This is a genomic window from Gammaproteobacteria bacterium, from assembly GCA_028817225.1.
Classification (GTDB): domain Bacteria; phylum Pseudomonadota; class Gammaproteobacteria; order Poriferisulfidales; family Oxydemutatoraceae; genus Oxydemutator.
Window position 1 is genome coordinate 40,070 of record JAPPQC010000011.1, and the last position, 19,451, is coordinate 59,520.

20 protein-coding genes are annotated in these 19,451 nt (G+C 65.5%); 2 read left to right on the top strand and 18 right to left on the bottom strand.

All coding sequences use genetic code 11. The annotated features are described in order from the left end of the window. Positions 1-127 precede the first annotated feature (127 nt). The 12 genes from OXU50_01155 to OXU50_01210 form a co-directional block, all read right to left on the bottom strand. Positions 128-1,309 carry a PQQ-dependent sugar dehydrogenase gene (locus OXU50_01155; GenBank protein ID MDD9868500.1) on the bottom strand — a complete coding sequence of 394 codons (1,182 nt, stop codon included), beginning with the start codon at positions 1,307-1,309 and terminating at the stop codon, positions 128-130. 131 nt (positions 1,310-1,440) lie between these two features. Further along, complete coding sequence (locus OXU50_01160; protein MDD9868501.1) at positions 1,441-2,334, bottom strand: alpha/beta fold hydrolase; 894 nt, start codon at positions 2,332-2,334, stop codon at positions 1,441-1,443. A gap of 125 nt (positions 2,335-2,459) precedes the next feature. Further along, the gene (gene pqqE / locus OXU50_01165; protein MDD9868502.1) at positions 2,460-3,584 is read right to left on the bottom strand and encodes a pyrroloquinoline quinone biosynthesis protein PqqE; all 1,125 of its coding nucleotides are present in this window, start codon (positions 3,582-3,584) and stop codon (positions 2,460-2,462) included. Beyond that, on the bottom strand, positions 3,581-3,886 hold the full coding sequence (gene pqqD, locus OXU50_01170; GenBank protein MDD9868503.1) for a pyrroloquinoline quinone biosynthesis peptide chaperone PqqD: 306 nt from the start codon (positions 3,884-3,886) through the stop codon (positions 3,581-3,583). The genes pqqE and pqqD overlap by 4 nt, the downstream gene beginning before the upstream one ends. Then, on the bottom strand, positions 3,876-4,616 hold the full coding sequence (gene pqqC, locus OXU50_01175) for a pyrroloquinoline-quinone synthase PqqC (protein MDD9868504.1): 741 nt from the start codon (positions 4,614-4,616) through the stop codon (positions 3,876-3,878). Before pqqC ends, pqqD begins: the two co-directional genes overlap by 11 nt. 2 nt (positions 4,617-4,618) lie before the next feature. Beyond that, positions 4,619-5,551 carry a pyrroloquinoline quinone biosynthesis protein PqqB gene (gene pqqB, locus OXU50_01180; GenBank protein MDD9868505.1) on the bottom strand — a complete coding sequence of 311 codons (933 nt, stop codon included), beginning with the start codon at positions 5,549-5,551 and terminating at the stop codon, positions 4,619-4,621. A gap of 338 nt (positions 5,552-5,889) precedes the next feature. After that, a complete protein-coding gene (locus OXU50_01185) occupies positions 5,890-6,264 on the bottom strand; it encodes a hypothetical protein (GenBank protein ID MDD9868506.1) in 375 nt (124 codons plus the stop codon). A 10-nt stretch (positions 6,265-6,274) separates the two neighbouring features. Then, on the bottom strand, positions 6,275-7,015 hold the full coding sequence (locus OXU50_01190) for a hypothetical protein (GenBank protein MDD9868507.1): 741 nt from the start codon (positions 7,013-7,015) through the stop codon (positions 6,275-6,277). Next, positions 7,012-7,599, bottom strand: a complete 588-nt coding sequence (locus OXU50_01195; protein ID MDD9868508.1) for a PQQ-dependent catabolism-associated CXXCW motif protein — start codon at positions 7,597-7,599, stop codon at positions 7,012-7,014. Before OXU50_01195 ends, OXU50_01190 begins: the two co-directional genes overlap by 4 nt. Further along, the gene (locus tag OXU50_01200; protein MDD9868509.1) at positions 7,596-8,411 is read right to left on the bottom strand and encodes a substrate-binding domain-containing protein; all 816 of its coding nucleotides are present in this window, start codon (positions 8,409-8,411) and stop codon (positions 7,596-7,598) included. The genes OXU50_01195 and OXU50_01200 overlap by 4 nt, the downstream gene beginning before the upstream one ends. Continuing rightward, positions 8,411-8,911 (bottom strand): c-type cytochrome, methanol metabolism-related, encoded by a 501-nt coding sequence (locus OXU50_01205; protein MDD9868510.1) that lies wholly within the window; start codon positions 8,909-8,911, stop codon positions 8,411-8,413. Before OXU50_01205 ends, OXU50_01200 begins: the two co-directional genes overlap by 1 nt. Positions 8,912-9,009: 98 nt before the next feature. Next, entirely contained in the window at positions 9,010-10,815 is a 1,806-nt protein-coding gene (locus OXU50_01210) for a methanol/ethanol family PQQ-dependent dehydrogenase (GenBank protein ID MDD9868511.1), read from the bottom strand. Positions 10,816-11,064: 249 nt separating this feature from the next. Here OXU50_01210 and OXU50_01215 point away from each other — a divergent pair, with 249 nt between their 5' ends. Further along, on the top strand, positions 11,065-11,724 hold the full coding sequence (locus OXU50_01215) for a Bax inhibitor-1/YccA family protein (protein ID MDD9868512.1): 660 nt from the start codon (positions 11,065-11,067) through the stop codon (positions 11,722-11,724). Positions 11,725-11,764: 40 nt separating this feature from the next. Here the strand turns inward: OXU50_01215 and OXU50_01220 are convergent, their stop codons facing one another. Genes OXU50_01220 through holA form a run of 5 tightly spaced genes read right to left on the bottom strand, consistent with a single transcriptional unit; the run spans position 11,765 to position 18,242 of the window. Then, positions 11,765-14,989, bottom strand: a complete 3,225-nt coding sequence (locus tag OXU50_01220; protein ID MDD9868513.1) for a DUF3971 domain-containing protein — start codon at positions 14,987-14,989, stop codon at positions 11,765-11,767. After that, positions 14,971-15,297, bottom strand: a complete 327-nt coding sequence (gene rsfS / locus OXU50_01225; protein MDD9868514.1) for a ribosome silencing factor — start codon at positions 15,295-15,297, stop codon at positions 14,971-14,973. Before rsfS ends, OXU50_01220 begins: the two co-directional genes overlap by 19 nt. Beyond that, entirely contained in the window at positions 15,287-15,916 is a 630-nt protein-coding gene (nadD, locus tag OXU50_01230) for a nicotinate (nicotinamide) nucleotide adenylyltransferase (GenBank protein MDD9868515.1), read from the bottom strand. Before nadD ends, rsfS begins: the two co-directional genes overlap by 11 nt. A gap of 23 nt (positions 15,917-15,939) precedes the next feature. Beyond that, positions 15,940-17,223 (bottom strand): glutamate-5-semialdehyde dehydrogenase, encoded by a 1,284-nt coding sequence (locus tag OXU50_01235; GenBank protein ID MDD9868516.1) that lies wholly within the window; start codon positions 17,221-17,223, stop codon positions 15,940-15,942. 2 nt (positions 17,224-17,225) lie between these two features. Further along, complete coding sequence (gene holA, locus OXU50_01240; GenBank protein ID MDD9868517.1) at positions 17,226-18,242, bottom strand: DNA polymerase III subunit delta; 1,017 nt, start codon at positions 18,240-18,242, stop codon at positions 17,226-17,228. Positions 18,243-18,269: 27 nt separating this feature from the next. On the opposite strand from holA, the gene OXU50_01245 reads away from it, so the two are divergent. After that, positions 18,270-19,145 (top strand): NAD(P)-dependent oxidoreductase, encoded by an 876-nt coding sequence (locus OXU50_01245; protein ID MDD9868518.1) that lies wholly within the window; start codon positions 18,270-18,272, stop codon positions 19,143-19,145. A 10-nt stretch (positions 19,146-19,155) separates the two neighbouring features. Here the strand turns inward: OXU50_01245 and OXU50_01250 are convergent, their stop codons facing one another. Continuing rightward, entirely contained in the window at positions 19,156-19,425 is a 270-nt protein-coding gene (locus tag OXU50_01250; GenBank protein MDD9868519.1) for a hypothetical protein, read from the bottom strand. Positions 19,426-19,451 lie beyond the last annotated feature (26 nt).

The following is a 19,451-nucleotide window of genomic DNA, read 5'->3' on the forward strand; positions in this document are numbered from 1 at the left end:
CCCCGGCAGGCAACGCGGATTAGCCCTTGCCCCGGGCAAGGGCGGGTTAATGCCAGCCCCGGACAAGGGCGGGCGGGTAATGGCCGTTCAAGCAGGGTGATTAGCCCTTGTCCCGGGCAAGGGCGGTTTAACGGGCGAGCCGAAACAAGCCCTCAATGGCGCCGCCGTCGCTGCTGAAGTACAGCGCGCCGTCGGTGCCGAAGACGATGCCGACGGGCCTCGCCAGACGCTTGCCGGCGGCATTCTGAAAGCCCTCAACCAGCGGCTCGACATGTGCCGCGCCGTCCTTGCCGACGCGCACCAGCGCCAGCCACGGCGGGCGGCGGCTCGCTCTCGGGCCGACCCATCCGCCGCGCGGTTTGGTCGCCCACGAACCGTGCAGCGCGACAACGGCGGCGCCGGCCCACGCCGGGTCGCCCGCGCCGCGCGGCACAAAAGCAACCCCCATCGGCCCGTTGCGCGCCGGGAAGGTCGCCACCGGCGGCGTGACATCGGTGCGCGGCGGCGCGCGGCCAATGCAGTCGTCGCGGATGACTTCGCGCCCGTTGAACTGAAACCAGGGCATGCCGTGGAATGACCCCTCGTCGAGACGGCTGAAATACTCCGGCGGCAAATCATAGCCGTGGTGGTCGGGGCCGTGGTTGCTGGCGTAGAGAACGCCGGTGTCCGGATGCCAGTCGAAACCCACCGGGTTGCGCAGGCCCGACGCATAAGGTCGCCACCGCGCCTTTCCGTTGCCTTGCGCCAGCACCAGCACGCCGCCGCGGTAGTCGTCGAAATCGTAGTCGCCGCCGGTGTATTCGTCGCTGCAGTTGCCGCTGATGCCGAGGCTCAGATAAATCCTGCCATCGGGGCCGATGGCCACGGTGCGGCTCGGATGACCGCCGGTCGGCAGCGGCATGATTCTGCGGAAATCCTTGCCGGTCAGACGCGCGCCGCGACCGGGGTGGTACGGCGCGCGATAAAGCCCGTTGGTCCTGGCGACCAGCAAATCGCCATCGTGCAGCGCGACGCCGTGGGGAAAGCCGTCGAGCACCGCCAGCACTTCGGCCTTCGTGTACGGCGGTTCCAGCCGGTAGATGTTCTTTGACACCGAACCCGCCAGCAACGCGCCGTCGCCGGCCAGCGCCAGCATCCGCGGCCCGTCCATTTCGGCGGCGAGTTCCAGCCGGTAACCGGCGGGCACGGACAGCCGCCAGGACGAGCCGTCGGCCTTGAAAACCTGTTCATCGTGGGCAATCCCCGGCGCCGCTTGCGCGGTGGCAGCACCCGCCAGAAGCGATGCGGCCAACATCACGGCCAGCCACATCACAAACCCGCCTCGTCCGCGACAATCGGCACGACAACGACCCGCAGGAAACCCGGGCAGCCGCATCGAAAACCGGCCCCGTCCGCGACTTCCCCCCTCCGGCAGCGGGCTGGATTCGCCGACAAACCGCACTACAAACCCGCCTCGTCGGCGACCGACGCGGCCGCCTGCGCCACCGCCTGCTCAACGCCCGCCTCGGACTGGCTGTGCCCCGCCGCCTCGACAGTCACCACCCCGCACGCCGTCCAGCGGCGCGACAGCGCGTGCGCCGTTTGCGGCGGGCACAACAAATCGTAGCGCGACTGCACGATGATGCCGGGAATGTCCGCCAGGCGGCGGGCGTTGTCGAGCAACTGACCGGGTTCAAGAAAGCAGCCGTTGGAAAAATAATGCGCCTCCATTCGCGGCGTGGACGGAAGCGCCCTCGTTCCGTCGGCCATGGCCGACAGGTCTTGCGGAAACGCCGGCAGCGACGGGCGCAACTCGGACAGCGCGCGCTCGTAATCGTGCCACACAAAACCCGCGGGCACGGCGATGGCCGGGTCGTCGTGCAGAATGCGCGGATACCAGGCGGACAGCGGCGCCCGCCGCTCACACTCCGGCAGCAGGCCGGTGAAAGACTCGTACAGTTCGGGGTAAAAAGTCCGCGGGCCGGTGACGAAGGCCCATTGCAGTTCCTCGTCCGTGCCCAGAAACAGCGAGCGCACGACGATGCCCGCCACCGCCGCCGGACAGGCCTCGGCATAGGCGACGGCCAGCAGCGCGCCCCACGAGCCGCCGACGACAAGCCACCGCCGGATTCCCAGTTCCTCCCGGATCATCTCCAGGTCGGCGATCAGGTGCTGCGTGGTGTTCTCTTCAAGGCGGCCCTTCGGCGTGCTTTCCCCGGCGCCGCGCTGGTCCGGCGCGATGATGCGAAACCTGCCCGGCGGAAACAGACGGCACAATGCGGCGCGGCAGCCGCTGCCCGGGCCGCCGTGCAAAAACAGCGCCGGGCTGCCCTCTTCGGGGCCGTATTCCTTCACCGACAGGTTGTGGACGGCGCCGGCGCGGAAACGCCGGCGGCGGGGCTGTTGCGCCTGCGGGCCGGCAATATCGTGCCGAGCGTCAGACCTGGCCGCCTCCGCGGCGGCGCCGGACGGGCGCATTGTCAGGCGCGGGCGTGAACCACGGGGATGCCGCGGAGACGGCGGTAGTCAAAGTCCGTCTCGCCGCTCCCGGATTCAAGCAGCGCGATGTTGACGAGATGTTCGTGATGCTCCGAGAACTCGCACGCGGGGTCCATGTTGGCGGCGTCGCCGGTGATGGCGAACGCCTGGCAGCGGCAGCCGCCCCAGTCAATCTCGCGGCGCGGGCACGAGAGGCATTTTTCGGGCATCCAGTCGGTGCCGCGGTATTTCTCGAACGACTCCGAGTTTTGCCAGATGTCCATCAGGCTGCGCTCCCTGACATTGTCGAACTGAAGCGCCGTGATGCTCTCCGCCGCGTGGCACGGCAGCACCTTGCCCGACGGCGTCACATTCAGAAACTGCCGCGCCCAGCCGCCCATGCACGCCTTCGGCTTCCTCGCGTAGTAATCCGGCACCACATAGTCAATAACCAGCACGCCCTTCAGCCGCTCGCGCGCGCGCTCGACCACATCGGTCGCCCGTTCCAGTTGCTCGCGCTTCGGCATCAGCGAAGCGCGGTTGTGGTACGCCCACCCGTAATACTGCACATGCGCCACCTCCATGCGCGAGGCGCCCATGTCAACGGCGAGGTCAATGATGGACGGCAGGTGCCCGATGTTCATTTTGTGGATGGGCGCGTTGACGGTCAGCGGCAGGTTGTTGCGCCGCACCGCCCTCGCGGCGATGCGCTTTTGCGCGTAGCCGTCGCGGTGGCCGGCGATGCGGTTGGCGCTCTCTTCCGCGCTGTCCTGCACGCTGATTTGCACATGCTTGAGGCCGAGGCCGGCGAGATTTTCGACGCGCGCGTCGTCCAGGCCGACGCCGGAGGTGATCAGGTTGCTGTAGAGGCCGAGTTGCTCCGCCTTGCCGACCAGGTCCTCGAGGTCGCGCCGCAGCGTCGGCTCGCCGCCGGAGAAGTGCACCTGCAAAATCCCCATCTTCACCGCCTGCTCCATCAGGTCCGACCACTGTTCCGTCGTCAGTTCGTTGGCCGCCTGCTCCAGTTGCAGCGGATTGGAGCAGTACGGGCACTGCAACGGGCAGCGGTGCGTCAACTCGAACAGAATGGAAACCGGCATGCCGATGCGGTTGTCTTTTGCGCTCATATTCGTATGAAGTCCTTGTCGGCCAGATCCTGAATCAGCGCCGTGATGTCGCGCAGAATCCGGTCTTCAGGTGCATTATAAGACCTGGCGAAGGTTTGCGCGATGCTGCGAAGCGTCGTCTTGCCGTCGCAAAGGCGCAAAATGCCGAGCGCCGTCTCGTCCGGCTCCAGCAGGCGCTCCGGCGCAAGCAGCACCCAGCGCTCGCGCGTCTTGTCGTGGTGCAGTTTCACATGCGGCGGCAGCGCCGGCGTGGATTCAGCCGACACCAGGCGGCGCCGGCGGCTGTTTTCCTCAGCGGCCATCGGCGACAAAACAATCCGGCGGCACGATGCGCGGCTCCACATAGGAGAAATACAGCGCGTCCAGTTGGCTCCACAGCACATCGCACTTGAAGCGCAAGGCGGCCAGCACGCCGTGCTGCCGCTCCGGCGTGGCGGCGTTGTCGAGGACATATTGCAGCGCGAAGTCCACATCGCGGCGCGCCTGCGTCAGGCGGGGCTTGAAATAAGACATCGTCTCCTCGGTGATGAAGTCGTAACCGGCCAGCATCCCGGACATTCTCTCGGCGATGATGACGGGCGAGAAAATCTCGGTCAGCGACGACGCGACGGCGTCGAGCAGCGGCATCTCCGAGACAAAATGCACATAGGCGTTGACCGCGAATTTCGTCGCCGGCAGCGCGCCCTCGCGCGACATCACATAGTCGCGTTCAAGCCCCAGCCCGTCGGTCAGTTTAAGCCAGCGCTCAATGCCGCCGCCGCCCTCCTCGCCGCCGTCGTGGTCGGCGATTCTCTGGCGCCACTCGCGGCGCAGTTTGTGGTCGGGAATGCGCGCCATCAGCCGCGCGTCCTTGACGGGAATCGCCGCCTGGTAGCAGTAGCGGTTCAGCGCCCACGCCTGCACCTGCCCCTTGTCCAGTTGGCCGGTGTGCAGCAGGCGGTGGAAGGGGTGCTTGTCGTGGTAGTAGTTCTCGCCGATTTCGCGCAGGCGCCGCTCCAGGTCGCCGCGGCCCAGCAGGCTGTCGGGGCGCAGGTTCACAGGTCAATGACCTGGCCGTCGCGCGAGACCGTCCAGCCCGCCTGCTCGACAATCTTGCGCTCGGGCGAATGCTCGACCAGCACCGGGTTGGTGTTGTTGATGTGGATGTAGATTTTCCGTTCAATGCGGATGTCGCGGAAAGCCGCGAGCGAGCCGTCTTCGCCGTTCATGCTGATGTGCCCCATGCGCTGGCCGGTCTTTTTGCCGACGCCCATCGTGATCATCTCGTCGTCGCGGAACAGCGTGCCGTCAAAAAACAGCAGGCTGCCGCCGTCCAGGCGTTCTCTCAGGGAGTCGGTCAGGCGGGCGCAGCCGGGGATGTAGTGAAACGAGGCGCCGTTCTCCAGGCTCCGCACATGCAGGCCGACCGTGTCGCCTTCCTGCGTGCCGAAATCGCCGCCCCGGCTCTCGTCCTCAAGAAACAGGGCGACCTTGCCCGGCACCGCGAAGGCCTCCACCTCAAGCCCGAGCGGCCTCCCCTGCGCGTCCTCGGGCCGGAAAGGCGCGGACAGCGCGATGGTGTGGCGCCGGACATAATCCGGGTTCAGCACATTGAAAATAGAGTTGGTCTCCAGAATCCGGTGCACGCGACCGGAAGCGTAGATGCCGAAGGGTTCGCTCTCGCGCATCGTCAGCAGGCCGGCGATGTGGTCCACATCCCCGTTCGTCAGCACGACGGCCTTGACCGGGCTGCTGCGCAGCCCTTCGCGCGGATGCAGCGGTTCGGTTTGATTCAACTGCTGCCGCAAATCGGGCGAGCAGTTCAGAAGCAGGTAGCGGGCGCCGTCGGCGGTGACGGCAAGTGAGGATTGGGTTCTCGGAAAGGCCTGAGTACTGTCGTTTCTTGCGAGGCGGCAGTACTCAGAATTGCAGTTCCATTGCGGGTACCCCCCTCCTGCCGCAGAGCCTAAAACGATGATACGCATCAGAGTCGGGAATCACCGCTTTATCCATGAGACCCGGCGAGCAAGAGGGAGAAACCAACAACGTTTTGATTATTTGCCGTAATCAGGAGATTTCCGCGCAGGCATAGCAGTTGATTTCCATGCCTACGGAAATTTCTCTAATTGCGGGTGTTTTCCATTCTTTCATCAGTAGATCCTCCTGATATTGTTGAATGCTAATTAGCGTATTTGCGCCGAAACGCAGTTGCATACTATCATAAAGATTGGCGAAAAATCATTGAATTTTTCAATCTATCCGTCCGGTTTTGCGACAGTAAAACGGGGAGAAATAGCCCATAATATCAATCACTTGAAATGGGCTGTCAGAAGCAGCTCACCTCCGCCTCGGCCTGCGCCGCCTGGAGCCTGTCCACCGCCTGCCTGAGCCACTCGGCGGTGCGGAAAGCGGCGACGCGGTCGCCCTGCATCTGGCGCATTCTGAGCACCGTTTCCGCCTCCACATAGTCGTCGTATTTCATCTGCGCGGCGATCGCGTCAATCGTGCACGAACATTTGTTCAGTATCTCCATGGACTGGCCGTTGGTGCTCATGCAGGCGAACACAAACTCCGCGCGCGCGCTCGTCGGAAAGTCGTTGGCGGCGGCGCAGGAAGCGGCGCAGGAAAGAGCCAGCGCAAGACAGGCCACCGGGGTTTTCAGGCGCCCGTTCCCCGCCCGGAAGTTTCCGCGGCTTTTCATTGTTTTCATGTCAGCGTTCCTGCTGCGCGCGTTGGCCGGAGAAGGCCGCCGGCGGCTCAATCCGGCTGAATTTCATCTCGGTGTGTTCCAGCAGCCCGTCTTCCGGCGCGGCGCCCGGCAGCCGGGTCGCGATGCTGTAAATCCCGCCGGGAATGTCGTCGGCCAGCACAAACTCATAGCGCTTGGCCGGATAATTCTTGTACCGGTCGTCGCCTTTTCTGGAGGCGAGCGGCTCAAGAAACACCTTGTGCCCCTTGATGCGGCGCCCGTCGTGAGTGAAGGTAATCTCCTCGCTTGCGGCGGCGGTCAGAAACGCCTGCTTCATCAGGTGGCGAAAGTAATGGCGGCTGATTGCGCTCTCGCGGCCCATTTTGGTCACATCCCACTCAAGGAAATACATGATCAGCGGATTGCCGCGAAAGTCCTCGATGGCGTAGTTCCTGCCGTTCGCGCCGCTCAAAAACGCGGTTTCCAGGTTCTTGCCGCCGCTCTCCGACAGGCCGGTAATCTTCAGCGTCACCCGGTTTTCAATGGCCTCCGTCTGCGCGCCGTGCTGGCGAAAATCATAATGCAGCGACGCCTCGGAGCGGATATTCCGAAGGTGCGGCGTGTCAAACAGCAGCAGTTGCTCTTTGCTGTATTCATCATCGGTTTCCTGCGCGAGTGCGAGCGGCGCAAGCAGCAGCAGGGCCAATGCGACAAGGCCCGGCGGCGGGTTCGGCGGAAACCGCCTCTTCGTGTTCCATTTCATGGCTGCTCCTCCGTCAATTCCGGGAATTCCGGCGGCATCTTCACCGGTTTGCCGACGGCCAGTTCATGGCCCGCCTCTTTCCACTCGTCCACGCCGCCGGGAAACCAGTGGACATTGCGAAAGCCGTACTCAACCGCCCTTTTCGCCGCGTTCCACGACATCCAGCAGTTCGCGTCGCAGTAGAAAACCAGAATCCGCCCTTCGCGGTGGGTTGTCAGCATCTCCAGGTTGTCCATGAAATACCGCTCGCGGATGTCTGAAATGCGGCCATAACCGACATTCGGCAGCCACACGCTGCCCGGCAGGTTGTGGCGCGCCGGCGGGCGCCACAGGCGGTCGGCGGGAAAGTCGGGCGGCTTGCGGTCGCGCGGCAGCACATCAATCAGCGCGACATCCATGCCGCCGTCGTTTGCAATCAGCGCGTGCAGCGATTCGGCGTCCACCACGGTCGCGCCTTTCAGCGTCGCCGGCACCGGCGAGCGGTAATCGCTCATGCGGTAGTCCTGCGGTTCGGCGACAAAACCGGACGCGCCCGCCGCCTGCACCAGGACCGAGGCGGCGGCGAAAAGCAGCGAGACCGTCATTTTTCCGCGACCAGCGGCACGCCGTATTCGCGCATCAGCGCGTGCAGTTTGTCGCCGTTCTTGCGTATGAAGCGGTTGAGTTTGCGCTTCCAGTTGATTTCATTCGGGCGCACGCCCATCGTAATCCGGTAAATCATGCGGTGTTTTTCCGAGTGGTCCGAGACCAGCGGCGCCACCTTCAGGCGCGAGCCGTGTTGCCGGTTCAGGTAGCCCGCGAGAGGCCCCCACAAGACGGCGACATCCAGTTTGCCGGCCAGCAGATCCTTGACAACCTGCTCCGACGGCGAGTCCACCCGGGTGTCCACGACCAGATGGTAGGAGGCGACCTGCTCCATCAGGTCGTTTTCAAGCAGCAGGCCCGTCGGCGGCGTTCCCGCTATCAGGCCGATTCGCAATTTCGCGTCTTTCAGTTTCGGGTCCGACAGCGAGGCCAGTTTGTGGCCGGCGTCCGCCGGATAGACCAGCGCAAAGGCCGAGGAGTAATACGGGTTGGTGTTCAGCAGCAGTTCGTTGGCCGCCGATATGCCGATGACGAGATCGCAGCGCCTCGCGCCCAGCGTCGTGCGCACAAAGCCCATGCTTTGCGGAAACCAGTAATAGGAAAGCGGAATGCCGAGATCCTCGGCGATGAATTCGGCGATTTTGTTCTCGAACCCCGCTTGCGCCCTGTTCGAGTAGGGCAGGTTGTTCGGGTCCGCGCAAACGCGCAGGACGCTTCGTTTTTCTACTTCGGTGCCGCCGTCAGCGGCAAACAACGCTTGCGGGCTGCAAAGAAAAACCGCGGCAGCGGCAAGCAGGCGCGCCCCGTTCATCAATGGCCGAAGCAGGCTTTCTCATTCTCGGCCGCTTCCGGCGTCTTGCCCGTGTGCTGCGGACGCTCCATGCCGATGGCGCCGTCCGATCTTGCGACAAGGTAGGTGTAAATGTCGTCCACAAAGCACATCACATTGAGGTTGGTCGCAAACCCCGGCATGACATTCTGCACCGCCGTGTTCACATTGACCCGGCCGTTGACGACCACTTCAAGGTATTGTTCATAACTCAGGCGTTTCAGGGAATCCAGCAGGTTGGGCGCAAAAGAACTGCCCAGGCCGGCAGGCCCGTGACAAACATGACACTCGGAATGGTAGCGGCGGTAGCCGCTGAAGGTCGGCCAGTTCACCTTGCCGTCCGCGTTCACCGTGTAGGGCTTTTCCCCGTCCGCGCCGAAGGCGCCGGGCGCCGCCAGGCAGGCCGCGAAAGCCGCCGTCAGCAACACGCCAAACCAATGGCGAGACAAGCGAACCGGGTGAACCGGGCGTTTTTCAATCATCGCCGACACGGCGCTTTGTCCAGAAAAGAAAAGTTTGTCCCGAAAAAATCCGGCCCCCGAACCGGACGGTTCGGAGGCCGGACCAAACAACATCGAAGTTACAGGGTAAAGACCGTCAGGCCGCCACCCAGACGGGTGTAGTTCTGCAGGTGGCGATAGCCTCCGACAGCACCCAGACCGTCACGATCCCCGGTCAGGCCCGCGGCCATGCCGATTCCGGCCCAGCCACCAACGCCTGAATAGACGGCAACATGCTGTTTGCCGCCATGCATGTAGGTCATGACATTGCCGATGATGCCGGAAGGCGTCTTGAACTTGAACAGTTCTTCGCCGCTCTTGGCATCCACCGCTTTCAGGTAGCCTTCCAGCGTGCCGTAGAAGACCACATCGCCGGCGGTCGCCAACGCGCCGCTCCAGACGGAGAACTTCTCGTCAATCGCCCAGACTTCCTTGCCCTTGTCGGCATCCCAGGCAATGAACCGGCCCATGTGGGGGCCGCGGTCCGTGGCGCCCGGGCGCGTCGGTGCGGGAAACATGTCCAGGTTCGCGCCCACGTACGGTTGACCCGCCGTGTAGCTGACCTTGAAAGGCTCATAGTTCATGCAGACATGGTTCGTCGGCACATAGAACAGCCTCGTCCTCGGTGAAAAAGCCGCCGGCTGCTGGTCTTTCGTTCCCAGCGCCGCCGGGCAGATGTCTTTCGACAGCACATCTTCGCCGTTGTACTCGGTTCTGTACTTGTTCACCATCATCGGACGGCCGGTTTTCATGTCAATGCCCGTCGCCCAGTTGACCACATCGTCGAATTTCTCGGCGACCAGCAGTTCGCCGTTCACCCGGTCCATGGTGTAGGCGAAGCCGTTGCGGTCAAAGTGCACCAGCACCTTGCGGGTCTGGCCCTTGACCGGGATGTCGGCGAGAATCATCTCGTTGATGCCGTCGTAATCCCACTCGTCGTGAGGCGTCATCTGATAGACCCACTTGGTGTGGCCGCTGTCGGCGTCACGCGCAAAAATGGTCATGGACCAGCGGTTGTCGCCGGGGCGCTGAACCGGGTTCCAGGTGCTCGGGTTGCCCGTGCCGTAGTAAACCAGGTTCAGGTCGGGGTCGTACGAATACCAGCCCCAGGTCGTGCCGCCGCCGATTTTCCATTGATCCCCTTTCCAGGTTTTGATGCCGGAATCCTTGCCGACGGATTTGCCGAGATGAGTCGTCTTCGCGCTCATCAGGGTGTCGGAATCGGGGCCCATTGAATAACCGCGCCAGACTCGCTTACCGGTCTTCGTGTTGTACGCGGTCAGATGCCCGCGAACGCCGAATTCACCGCCGCTGATGCCGACATAGACCTTGTCCTTGACGACCATCGGCGCCGCCGTTCCGGTCTGACCCTTGGAGATGTCGCCATTGCTGACGCTCCAGGCTTTCTTGCCGGTCTTGGCGTTCAGCGCGACCAGTGTCGCATCCGCCTGATACAGGAAAATCTTGCCGTCGGCGTAGGCGACGCCGCGGTTGACGGTGTCACAGCACATGACCGGAACCGTTGCCGGATCCTGCTGCGGCTTGTATTCCCACACGATGCTCGCATCGTTGTCCAGATCAAGCGCATACACGATGTTGGGGAACGGCGTATGAACATACATCATGTTCCCGACAACCAGCGGGTTGCCTTCATGCCCGCGCAGAACGCCGGTCGAGAAGGTCCATGCAACCTTCAGGTCCTTGGCATTCTTTGAGGTGATTTGCTTCAGTTCCGAATAACGGTGGTTGGCGTAGTTGCCCGTCGGCATCACCCACTGATTCGCGTCTTCCGACATCTTCATCAGTTTGGTGTTTGCATGCAGATTGGAAACTCCAGCCAGAGCGACCGCTATTGCAACCAGGGCAATCGTTCGTCTCCCTTTCATTCCATAGTCCTCCAATGTAATTTGGGATTTTGTTTTTATGGGCTACCGGGCGGTAGCCGATGTGTATATTCTTACACAAATACTCAATAAGATATACAATATTTTCAATCGGATTGTTCGGCCATTCGCCGGAAATCATGTTTCCTTGATTTAACGGCAATTTTCGGGAAATCCGGCCTTCCGCAATCCCCCGCGGACTTGCGGCATGGGCTATAATACGGCCATTCCAGACACGATGGAGGAACCCTGATGGAACAAACCATTTCACGCACGCAGACCCTGGTTCTGGCAACCAACCGGGTCATACGCAACACCTACCTGCTGCTGACGCTGACACTGCTGACCAGCGCCGCCGCCGCCGGCGTCGCCATGGCCGTCGGCGCGCAGCCAATCAACTGGTTCATCATGATTGCGGTCTTTATCGGCATGCCGTTCGTGATCTACCGGTTTCGCGACAGCGTCTGGTCGCTGCCGCTGACTTTCCTGTTCACCGGCTTCATGGGCTATGTGCTGGGGCCGATACTGACGCTCTACCTCGGGCTGCCGAACGGGCCGCAGATTGTCCTGTCGGCGTTCGCGACGACGGCGGTGATGTTCACCGGCCTGTCGGCCTATGCGCTGGCGACGCAGCGCGACTTCAGTTTCATGCGCGGCTTCCTGTTCGTCGGACTGATTGTCGTGCTGCTGGCCATCGTCGCCAACCTGTTTCTGGCGATCCCGGCGCTGTCGCTGACGATTTCGGCGGCGGCGGTCATCCTGATGTCGGGGCTGATTCTGTACGACACCAGCCGCATGCTGCACGGCGGCGAAACCAATTATGTCGTGATGACGGTGTCGCTGTACGCCAACATCTATGTGCTGTTCACGCACCTGCTGAACCTGTTCACGGCGATGGCCGGCCACGAGTAGGGTTGTTCGGCGCCGCCCCGCCGCCGGCGCGGGGCGGCGCTCAGCCGCCGGACTTGAGGCGCGCCTTCGGCGCGCCGATGAATTTCACCTGCGGGTTTTCCCAACTGCCCTTCAGCGCATAGCGCAGCGTGACGACCTGGTCCACTCTCCGGCCCAGGCGCGCGGCCTTGTCCACCACAAAAACGATGGCGCCGGCGAGCGGGCCGGCGAAAAGCGCCGACATCAGCGGCAAGGTTGAACTCAGGTTCGGCACCACATCAATGCGCTGGTCGTAGTCGCGCGCGGCGATGCCGGTGCGCCCGCTGATGGCCAGGTTGAGCGCGGGGCCGTCAATGATGAAGTTTTCGGTTGTCATGTCGCCGCCGCCGAAAACCAGGCGCCCGCTCATCGTGTCGAAGGCGAAACCCTTGTCGAACACATCCTTGAAGTCGAGCGTGAAGCGCTGCGCGATCTCCGAGATGTTCAGCAGCCCCAGCAGTTTGCCGACGCCGGGCTTGACCGTCTCGACGGTGCCGTCTTGCGTGTCAATGACGACCTCCCCCTCGAGTTTGCCGAGGCTGAACCGCAACAGCGAATCGTTCCAGGCGACATCGCCGCGCACCGTGCCCTGCGCGCCCTTCAGGCTGGTGCGGAAACCCCACAACCGCAGCAGTTTGCCGTAGTCGCCGCTTTCCGCCTCCAGTTTCAGCGTGCTGCGCTGCCGCTCGCCGCCGCTCCAGCGCCCGCTGAGCCGCACTTCGCCGACCACCGCCCCGTCGGCGAGTTTGCTGAAAGACGCCCTGGAAATTTCAAGGCCCGATTCCGCCGGATTGGTCATCACGCGCAGGTCGTTGACGGCAATCTCGTCCAGCTGAAACTCGTCCGCCCGAATCGCCAGCGGCGGCAGGCCGGCGGGATCGGGCGCATCGCCGGCGCCGCTTTCGCCGCCTCCGATGCCCGCAAACATCGCGTCGCTGAGGCCGAAACGCTTGAAGTCAAGATAAACGCGCGGATTGTCGGCCTGCGCTTTCGGAAAGGTGACGCTGCCCTTGACCGAATCCGAATCAACGCGCAACTCCAGCCGCCCGTCGGGCAGACGCGCGGTTTTCAGCGCCAGTTCACCAAGCGCCTGCCCGCCGAAGGCGGCCTGCCTGATGACGACATCCACCGCGCCCGGCACGGGCGGCGCCTCACCGCCATCAAAGCGGTCGCCGTGGGCGCGCCACCACGCCAGCCACTCGCCGAAGTCCAGTTGCCCGATGGCGCCGTGCACGACGGACGACGCGCCGGACGCGGCCTTGTGCGGGCCGGGGCCGAGCCGCAACTCGCTCCGCGCACCGCCAGGCGGCGGCAGCGCCCAATCGAAAACATCGCCGTAGATGACGCGGCGCGGCGCCGCGCCCAGCCCGGTCTCCAACACAAAAGTCGCGGCCTGTTCGCCGTCCCTGCCGAGCGGCGCCGGCAGATTAACGCGAATGCCGCGCAGGTCGGAAGTCAGTCTGACCTTGAAGCCGCCACCGGCAGCCGCCGCGGCGCCAAGGTTCGGCACCAGCACTTCGGCGCGCCACTGCGCCTCGCCGCCGACAAAATCTTTCAGCGCCGGCGGCGCGGCGGCGGCCATCAGGTCGGCAAAGTCCGGATACGGCGCCAGCGGCGCGCGCAGGTCAAGCGCCGTGCCTCCGGCGACGCGGCGGGCCGCAATCGTGACCGCGCGCCCCCTGAGTTCGGCGTTCATGTTGTCGGCGCTGCCGCCGGCGCGGTTGAACGCAAGACGCCCGCGCAGTTTGTCAAAGTCCAGGCCCAACACCGGAAAAGCGAGGCCGGAATCCTCAAAGTCAAGCGTGCCGGAAACCACGGTCTTGCGTTTGACCTTGCGGCTCAGCGGCACTTCCAGGTTCAGCCGCAGGCGGCTGTCGCCGCTTGCGGCGAGGTGGGCGGTGGTCAGGCCGTAGGCGTCGAACAGTTTCAGATGATGCAGATGCGACAAGACATCGGCGAGCGGCCCGCGCCCGTCGGCGGTGACGGACAACAGCGGGCGGCGAACATCGGCGATGGTGACGACGGTGTCCTCGGAGCGGGTGTCGAGAACCCGCAGCCGCGAGATGTCCGCCCGCAGGGCGCCGTTCTCAAAAAGCAGATTCGCTTCCACGCCGCGCAGCGGCGGGTGGCCCCTGCGGTAATTCAGTTCGGCGTCGGCGATGGCGGCGGTGACACGCGCGCCGTCAAGAAACGAAAAGTCCGACGGCGCGCCGGCATAGAGAACCTGCGCCTGCGTCACGCGCCCCGCGACCGGCGCGCGGCGCAGCCACGCGTCGAGCGCCGCCGGCAACCGCCCTTCGGGCAGCCAGTCGGCGATGCGGCCAAGCGGCAAGTCCGCGAGCGTCACCAGAAACGACAGATGCTCCGTCGCGCCGCGCGAAAATTGCACGCCGCCGCTGAGCGGAAAGGCCGCCTCCGGCGACGGCGCGGCGCCGGGCTGCAACACGGCGTCCGTCAGCGCAACCTGCACGCCGGCGCCGTCGGCCCGCCCGCGCAATTCGCCCGAAACCCGCCCTTCCCAGCAGCGTTCGCCCGTCACCAGTTCACAGTTGCCGCCCATCTCGACGCCGTCCAGTTCCATCTGAAACTCCACATCTTGCGGCGCGCCGGCGTCGCGCAGATTGCCGACAAAACGCAGGCGCCGTCCGAGCGCGGGCGGCAAATCCGCCTCGACCAGCACGCGCAGGCCGCCGGCGGAACCTGCCGGGCGCTGCAAGACGATGCGCGCGTTGTCAAACCGGCGGGTCTTGCCGGCGGCGGTATCGCGCCAGTTGAGCGTCACATCCTCAATCTGCAAATGCGGAAAGGCGAGCAGGAGCGCCGGCGAAAGTCCGGGAACGGCGGCGGACGAACCGCCGGCGGGCGGGCGCAGGCCGTCGGTGGCGATGTCGAGTTCAACGCCGGCGGCATACACGCCGGAAATTTCCGCGCGCATCCGCAGCAGCGAGCGCAGCGCGTCCAGTTCAACCGCCGCGCTTTGCACCGACACCGGCCCCAGCACCAGCCCCGACGCCAGCACGCCGAGGTCGCCGCCGCGCAGCAGCGCGGTGAGGGAATCCACCCGCACCTCGACGCCGAGCGCCTCGCTTGCGGCAGCCGCGAATTCGTCGCGGTAATCACCCACCGAAGCCAGAAACCAGCGCGCCGCGAGCGTCAGCACGGCCAGCAGCGCCGCAACGGCGGCGAGCGCGACCAGCGCGAAATAAGCCGTCTTGCGCGGCGCCGAAATCAAATCGCGGTCTGCCACAATTCCTCAAGGTCGTAAAACCGGCGCGCGGCGGCCTGCATCACATGAACGACGACATCGCCGAGATCAATCAGTATCCAGTCGGCGGTGTCGCGGCCCTCGACGCCCAGCGCCCGGACGCCGTTCTCGCGCGCCGTCTCGATGATGCGGTCGGAAACGGCCTGCGCGTGGCGGTTCGAGGTGCCGGTGGCGATGATGAAGCGGTCGGTGATGGTGGTCTTGCCGCGCACATCCAGGTCCGCCACATCGTGCGCCTTCATGTCGCCGAGGCAGTCGAGCACCAGGCGGCGCAGGCGCTCAGAAGTCACGGTGTTCGTTCCAGCCATAAAGACGGTGGCGGCGAATGTAGTTCCAGACGGCGCCCGGCAGCAGGTAGCGCGGCTGCTCACGCCGCCGGATCATCGCGCGGATGGCGCCGGACGAGGCGGCAACCGGCCGGTTGCGCACCAGATACGCGCAACCGGCGGGGCTGGCCGCGAGCGCCGCCAAATCTTCGGCGCGCCGCCACGGCGGCGGCAACAAACAGGCGCCGCAGTCCGGGCGCGCCAGCACAATCAGGTGGGCGAGCGACGCCAGGCGCGCGGCGCACCGCCAACCGGGCATGTTCGCCGCCGTGTCCTGACCGGCGACGAAGGCCAGCGGCTGCTCGTCGCCGGCCTCGGCGCGCAGTTGCCCGAGCGTGTCAACGGTGTACGACACGCCGTCGCGCTCCAGTTCGCGCCCGTCCACGACAAGGCCGGCGCCGGCGACCAGTTCCAGCATCCGCAGCCGGTGGCGCGCACCGGCGCCGGCCTCGCCCTTGTCCGGATGGACGCGGCACGGCATCAGCCGCACCTGCGAGATTTGCGGGCGCGACAGCAGTTCAAGGGCGGGCTTGATGTGGCCGAAGTGGACCGGGTCGAAGACGCCTCCCATGACCGCGATCACCGGCAGTTCCCCGGCAACTCCGACTACTCGCGGACCTGGCCGCCGCCGAAGACGACGAACTTCTGCGTCGTCAGCCCTTCCAGGCCGACCGGGCCGCGCACATGCAGCACATCGGTGCTGATGCCGATTTCGGCGCCGAGGCCGTATTCATGGCCGTCGGAAAAACGGGTCGAGGCGTTGATGATGACCGAACTTGAATCCACCTCGCGCAGAAAACGCATCGCGCGCGCGTGGTCGCGGGTGACGATGGCGTCGGTGTGCTTCGAACCCCAGGCGCCGATGTGCGCGATCGCCTCGTCCATGCCGGCCACCGTCTTCACCGACAGAATCGGCGCCAGGTATTCCTCGCGCCAGTCGCCGTCGGCGGCGGCGGCGATGTCCGGCAGCACGCGGCGCGTCTTGTCGCAGCCCCTCAACTCGACCTTGCGCTTTTGCATGCGCGCGGCGAAACGCGGCAGAAATTCGGCGGCGACGCTTTCGGCGACCAGCAGCGTCTCCATCGCGTTGCAGACACCGAAGCGCTGCGCCTTGGCGTTCTCGGCGATGTCCAGCGCCATGCCGATGTCGGCACCGTCGTCCACATAGACATGGCAGATGCCGTCCAGGTGCTTGATGACCGGAATCTTCGACTCGGCGGCGACGCGCTCAATCAGCCCCTTGCCGCCGCGCGGGATGATGACATCAATGCAGTCGTCCAGCGCCAGCATCGCGCTGACGGACTCGCGCCCCGGCGTCTTGACGACCTGCACGCAGGCCGCCGGCAGGCCGGCCTCGCCGAGGCCGCGCTCGATGCACGCGGCGATGGCGCGGTTGGAGTGAATCGCCTCCGAGCCGCCGCGCAAAATCGAGGCGTTGCCGGATTTCAGGCACAGCGCCGCGGCGTCCGCCGTCACATTGGGGCGCGCCTCGTAGATGATGCCGACAACGCCCAGCGGCGTGCGCATGCGCCCGACGCGGATGCCCGAAGGGCGCGCCTGCACACCGCTGATCTCGCCGACCGGATCCGGCAAATCGGCGATCTCGCGCACGCCGGCAATCATCGCGTCCATGCGCGCGGCGGTCAGTTCCAGCCGGTCGAGCATGGCGCCGCCGGTGCCGCGCGCGCGCGCGGCTTCCAGGTCGGCGGCGTTTTCTTTCAGCAACTGTTCGCGCGACCGGTCCAGTTGCCGCGCAATCGCGTGCAGCGCGCCGTTCTTGACCGGGGTTTCGGCGGCGCCGATGACCGCGGCGCAGGTTCTCGCCGCCGCGCCGATTTGTTTCAGGCCGGCGCGGACATCGGCGCCGGAATTGTGCGTTGAATCGTTCATCGTCAGGCGGCGGGCGCCCGGCGCAATGCGCCGGCGCCGGACGCGCGCAGCACCAGTCTCAGCAGTTCATGCCAGGCGTCGTCGGCGCCGTGGCCCTTGACGGCCCTGTCGGCCTCGTGGCAGGCGTAGAGCAGCCCCCACCAGCGGTGACGCAGGCCGCGCGCCAGCGCCTTGCGGTACACCGGCTGCTTGGCCTTCCACACCCCCCGCAGCACCGACTCCCGGCTGTCGCCGGCGGCCAGGCGCTGCTCCATCGAGACCAGGCGGCGCACCTGGTCGGCCAGCGCCCACAGCACCAGCGCCTCGGGCGCGCCCTCGCCGCGCAGCCCCTCCAGCACCTGCACCGCCCGGCGCCCGTCGCCGCCGACCGCCGCGTCGGCCAGGTCATAGACGCTGTAATGGGCGCTGTCGCCGACGATCTTGCCGGCCTCTTCCAGTTCCAGCGTCTTGTCGCCGCACAGCAACTTCAGTTTCTCGACCTCCTGCGCCGCGGCCAGCAGGTTGCCCTCGGCGCGTTCGGCGATCAGTTCGACGACGCCCTCGCCCGCGGCCACGCCGAGGCGCGACATGCGCTCGTGCAGCCAGGCTTTCAGTTCGCCCGGATTCTTGCCGTACACCTGCACCCAGACGCCGCGTTCGGTCGCGCGCCGCACCCACGCCGCGCGCCCGTCCACCTTGCGCGCCTGCACCAGAAACAGCACCTGCTCCGGCGGCGACTCCAGCACCTCCCTGAAGAACTCGGCGCCGCGCGCCGGCAGTTTGTCGCCGGGCAGCCGGATGTCAATGAAACGCCGCTCGGCGAACAGCGACAGGTTGCCGGCGGCGACATCAAGGCGGCTCCAGTCGAAGTCCGGCTCGATAAAGAAAAACTCGCGGTGGCCGTAGCCTTCCGCCGCGGCTTTGGCGCGGATTTTGTCGGCGGCCTCCATCTGCTGCAAAGGCTCCTCGCCCGACACCAGGTAAAACGGCGCGAGGCCCTTGCCGAGCAGCCCCGGCAGTTGGTTAAAATAGGCTTTCATCCCCCTATCATATCGGAATCACTGCCAATGGAAAAAATCGCATTTATCGGGCTTGGCATCATGGGCCGGCCAATGGCCGCCAACCTGCTTGCCGCCGGGCATACGCTGTTCGTCCACGCGCGCCGCGCCGACGCGATGGCGCCGCTGACCAAACAGGGCGCCGTCGCCTGCCGCAGCCCCGCCGACGCCGCGCGCCGGGCCTGCGTCTGCATCACGATGGTGTCCGACACGCCCGATGTCGAGGAAGTGCTGCTCGGCGGCGACGGCGTCATCCACGGCGCCGCACCCGGCAGTCTGGCGGTGGACATGAGCACGATTTCGCCGGAGGCGACGCGCGACATCGCCGCGCGCCTCGCCGACAAGGAAATCACGCTGCTCGACGCGCCGGTGTCGGGCGGCGAGGCCGGCGCCGTCGAGGGCGCGCTCTCGATCATGGCCGGCGGCCCGAAGCCGGCGTTTGAGCGCGCGCTGCCGCTGCTGCGGGTCATGGGCCGGCACATCGTGCACATCGGCGGCAGCGGCGCCGGCCAGGTCGCGAAGGCGTGCAACCAGATTCTCGTCGCGCAGACGATACTCGCGTGCGCCGAGGCGCTGGAATTCGCCGACGCCGCCGGCGTGGACGCCGCGCGCGTGCGCGAGGCCCTGCTCGGCGGCTTCGCCAACAGCAGGATACTGGAAGTCCACGGGCGGCGGATGCTGGAAGAGGATTACCGCCCCGGTTTCAAGGCGGGGCTGCACCGGAAAGACCTTCGCATCGCGTCCGCGTCGGCGGCGGCGATGGGCATTCGCCTCGACGGCCTCGCGCTGGCCGCGCAGCGCATGCGCGAACTGGTGGACGCGGGCGGCGCCGACCTCGACTCGGCGGCGCTCGCCAGGGTTGTGCGCGAGAATCTTCGCCGGTGAGCGGCGGCGGTTACCGCCGCATCAATGTGCAATTGAAGGCCATCGGGCGGTCGTTGCGGTCGTCCGCGCCGAGGCGTTCCATTGCGGCGTCGGCGCATTCACCGCGCGTTTCAAACGGGCCGAACATCTCGGTGGCTCCGCCGCCCGCGCTGTAGAGCGAGGCTTCCCACGGGCCGTCGGCACCCTGGCCGGCGTGCTGGCGCGCGCCGTCCTCGGTGACACAGCCGGATAAAGACGCCGACGCGACGAGCGCGACGGCCATTGCCGTGCGTATTTTCATTGTCTCCAGGGTTTTGGGTTCATCGG

What these genes read in the sequence shown, in the direction of transcription:
- OXU50_01155 (MDD9868500.1), bottom strand. Translation starts at nt 1,309, where the DNA reads ATGTGGCTGGCCGTGATGTTGGCCGCATCGCTTCTGGCGGGTGCTGCC.
- pqqE (MDD9868502.1), bottom strand. Translation starts at nt 3,584, where the DNA reads ATGAGCGCAAAAGACAACCGCATCGGCATGCCGGTTTCCATTCTGTTC.
- pqqD (MDD9868503.1), bottom strand. Translation starts at nt 3,886, where the DNA reads ATGGCCGCTGAGGAAAACAGCCGCCGGCGCCGCCTGGTGTCGGCTGAA.
- OXU50_01185 (MDD9868506.1), bottom strand. Translation starts at nt 6,264, where the DNA reads ATGAAAAGCCGCGGAAACTTCCGGGCGGGGAACGGGCGCCTGAAAACC.
- OXU50_01190 (MDD9868507.1), bottom strand. Translation starts at nt 7,015, where the DNA reads ATGAAATGGAACACGAAGAGGCGGTTTCCGCCGAACCCGCCGCCGGGC.
- OXU50_01195 (MDD9868508.1), bottom strand. Translation starts at nt 7,599, where the DNA reads ATGACGGTCTCGCTGCTTTTCGCCGCCGCCTCGGTCCTGGTGCAGGCG.
- OXU50_01200 (MDD9868509.1), bottom strand. Translation starts at nt 8,411, where the DNA reads ATGAACGGGGCGCGCCTGCTTGCCGCTGCCGCGGTTTTTCTTTGCAGC.
- OXU50_01205 (MDD9868510.1), bottom strand. Translation starts at nt 8,911, where the DNA reads ATGATTGAAAAACGCCCGGTTCACCCGGTTCGCTTGTCTCGCCATTGG.
- OXU50_01210 (MDD9868511.1), bottom strand. Translation starts at nt 10,815, where the DNA reads ATGAAAGGGAGACGAACGATTGCCCTGGTTGCAATAGCGGTCGCTCTG.
- OXU50_01215 (MDD9868512.1), top strand. Translation starts at nt 11,065, where the DNA reads ATGGAACAAACCATTTCACGCACGCAGACCCTGGTTCTGGCAACCAAC.
- OXU50_01235 (MDD9868516.1), bottom strand. Translation starts at nt 17,223, where the DNA reads ATGAACGATTCAACGCACAATTCCGGCGCCGATGTCCGCGCCGGCCTG.
- holA (MDD9868517.1), bottom strand. Translation starts at nt 18,242, where the DNA reads ATGAAAGCCTATTTTAACCAACTGCCGGGGCTGCTCGGCAAGGGCCTC.
- OXU50_01245 (MDD9868518.1), top strand. Translation starts at nt 18,270, where the DNA reads ATGGAAAAAATCGCATTTATCGGGCTTGGCATCATGGGCCGGCCAATG.
- OXU50_01250 (MDD9868519.1), bottom strand. Translation starts at nt 19,425, where the DNA reads ATGAAAATACGCACGGCAATGGCCGTCGCGCTCGTCGCGTCGGCGTCT.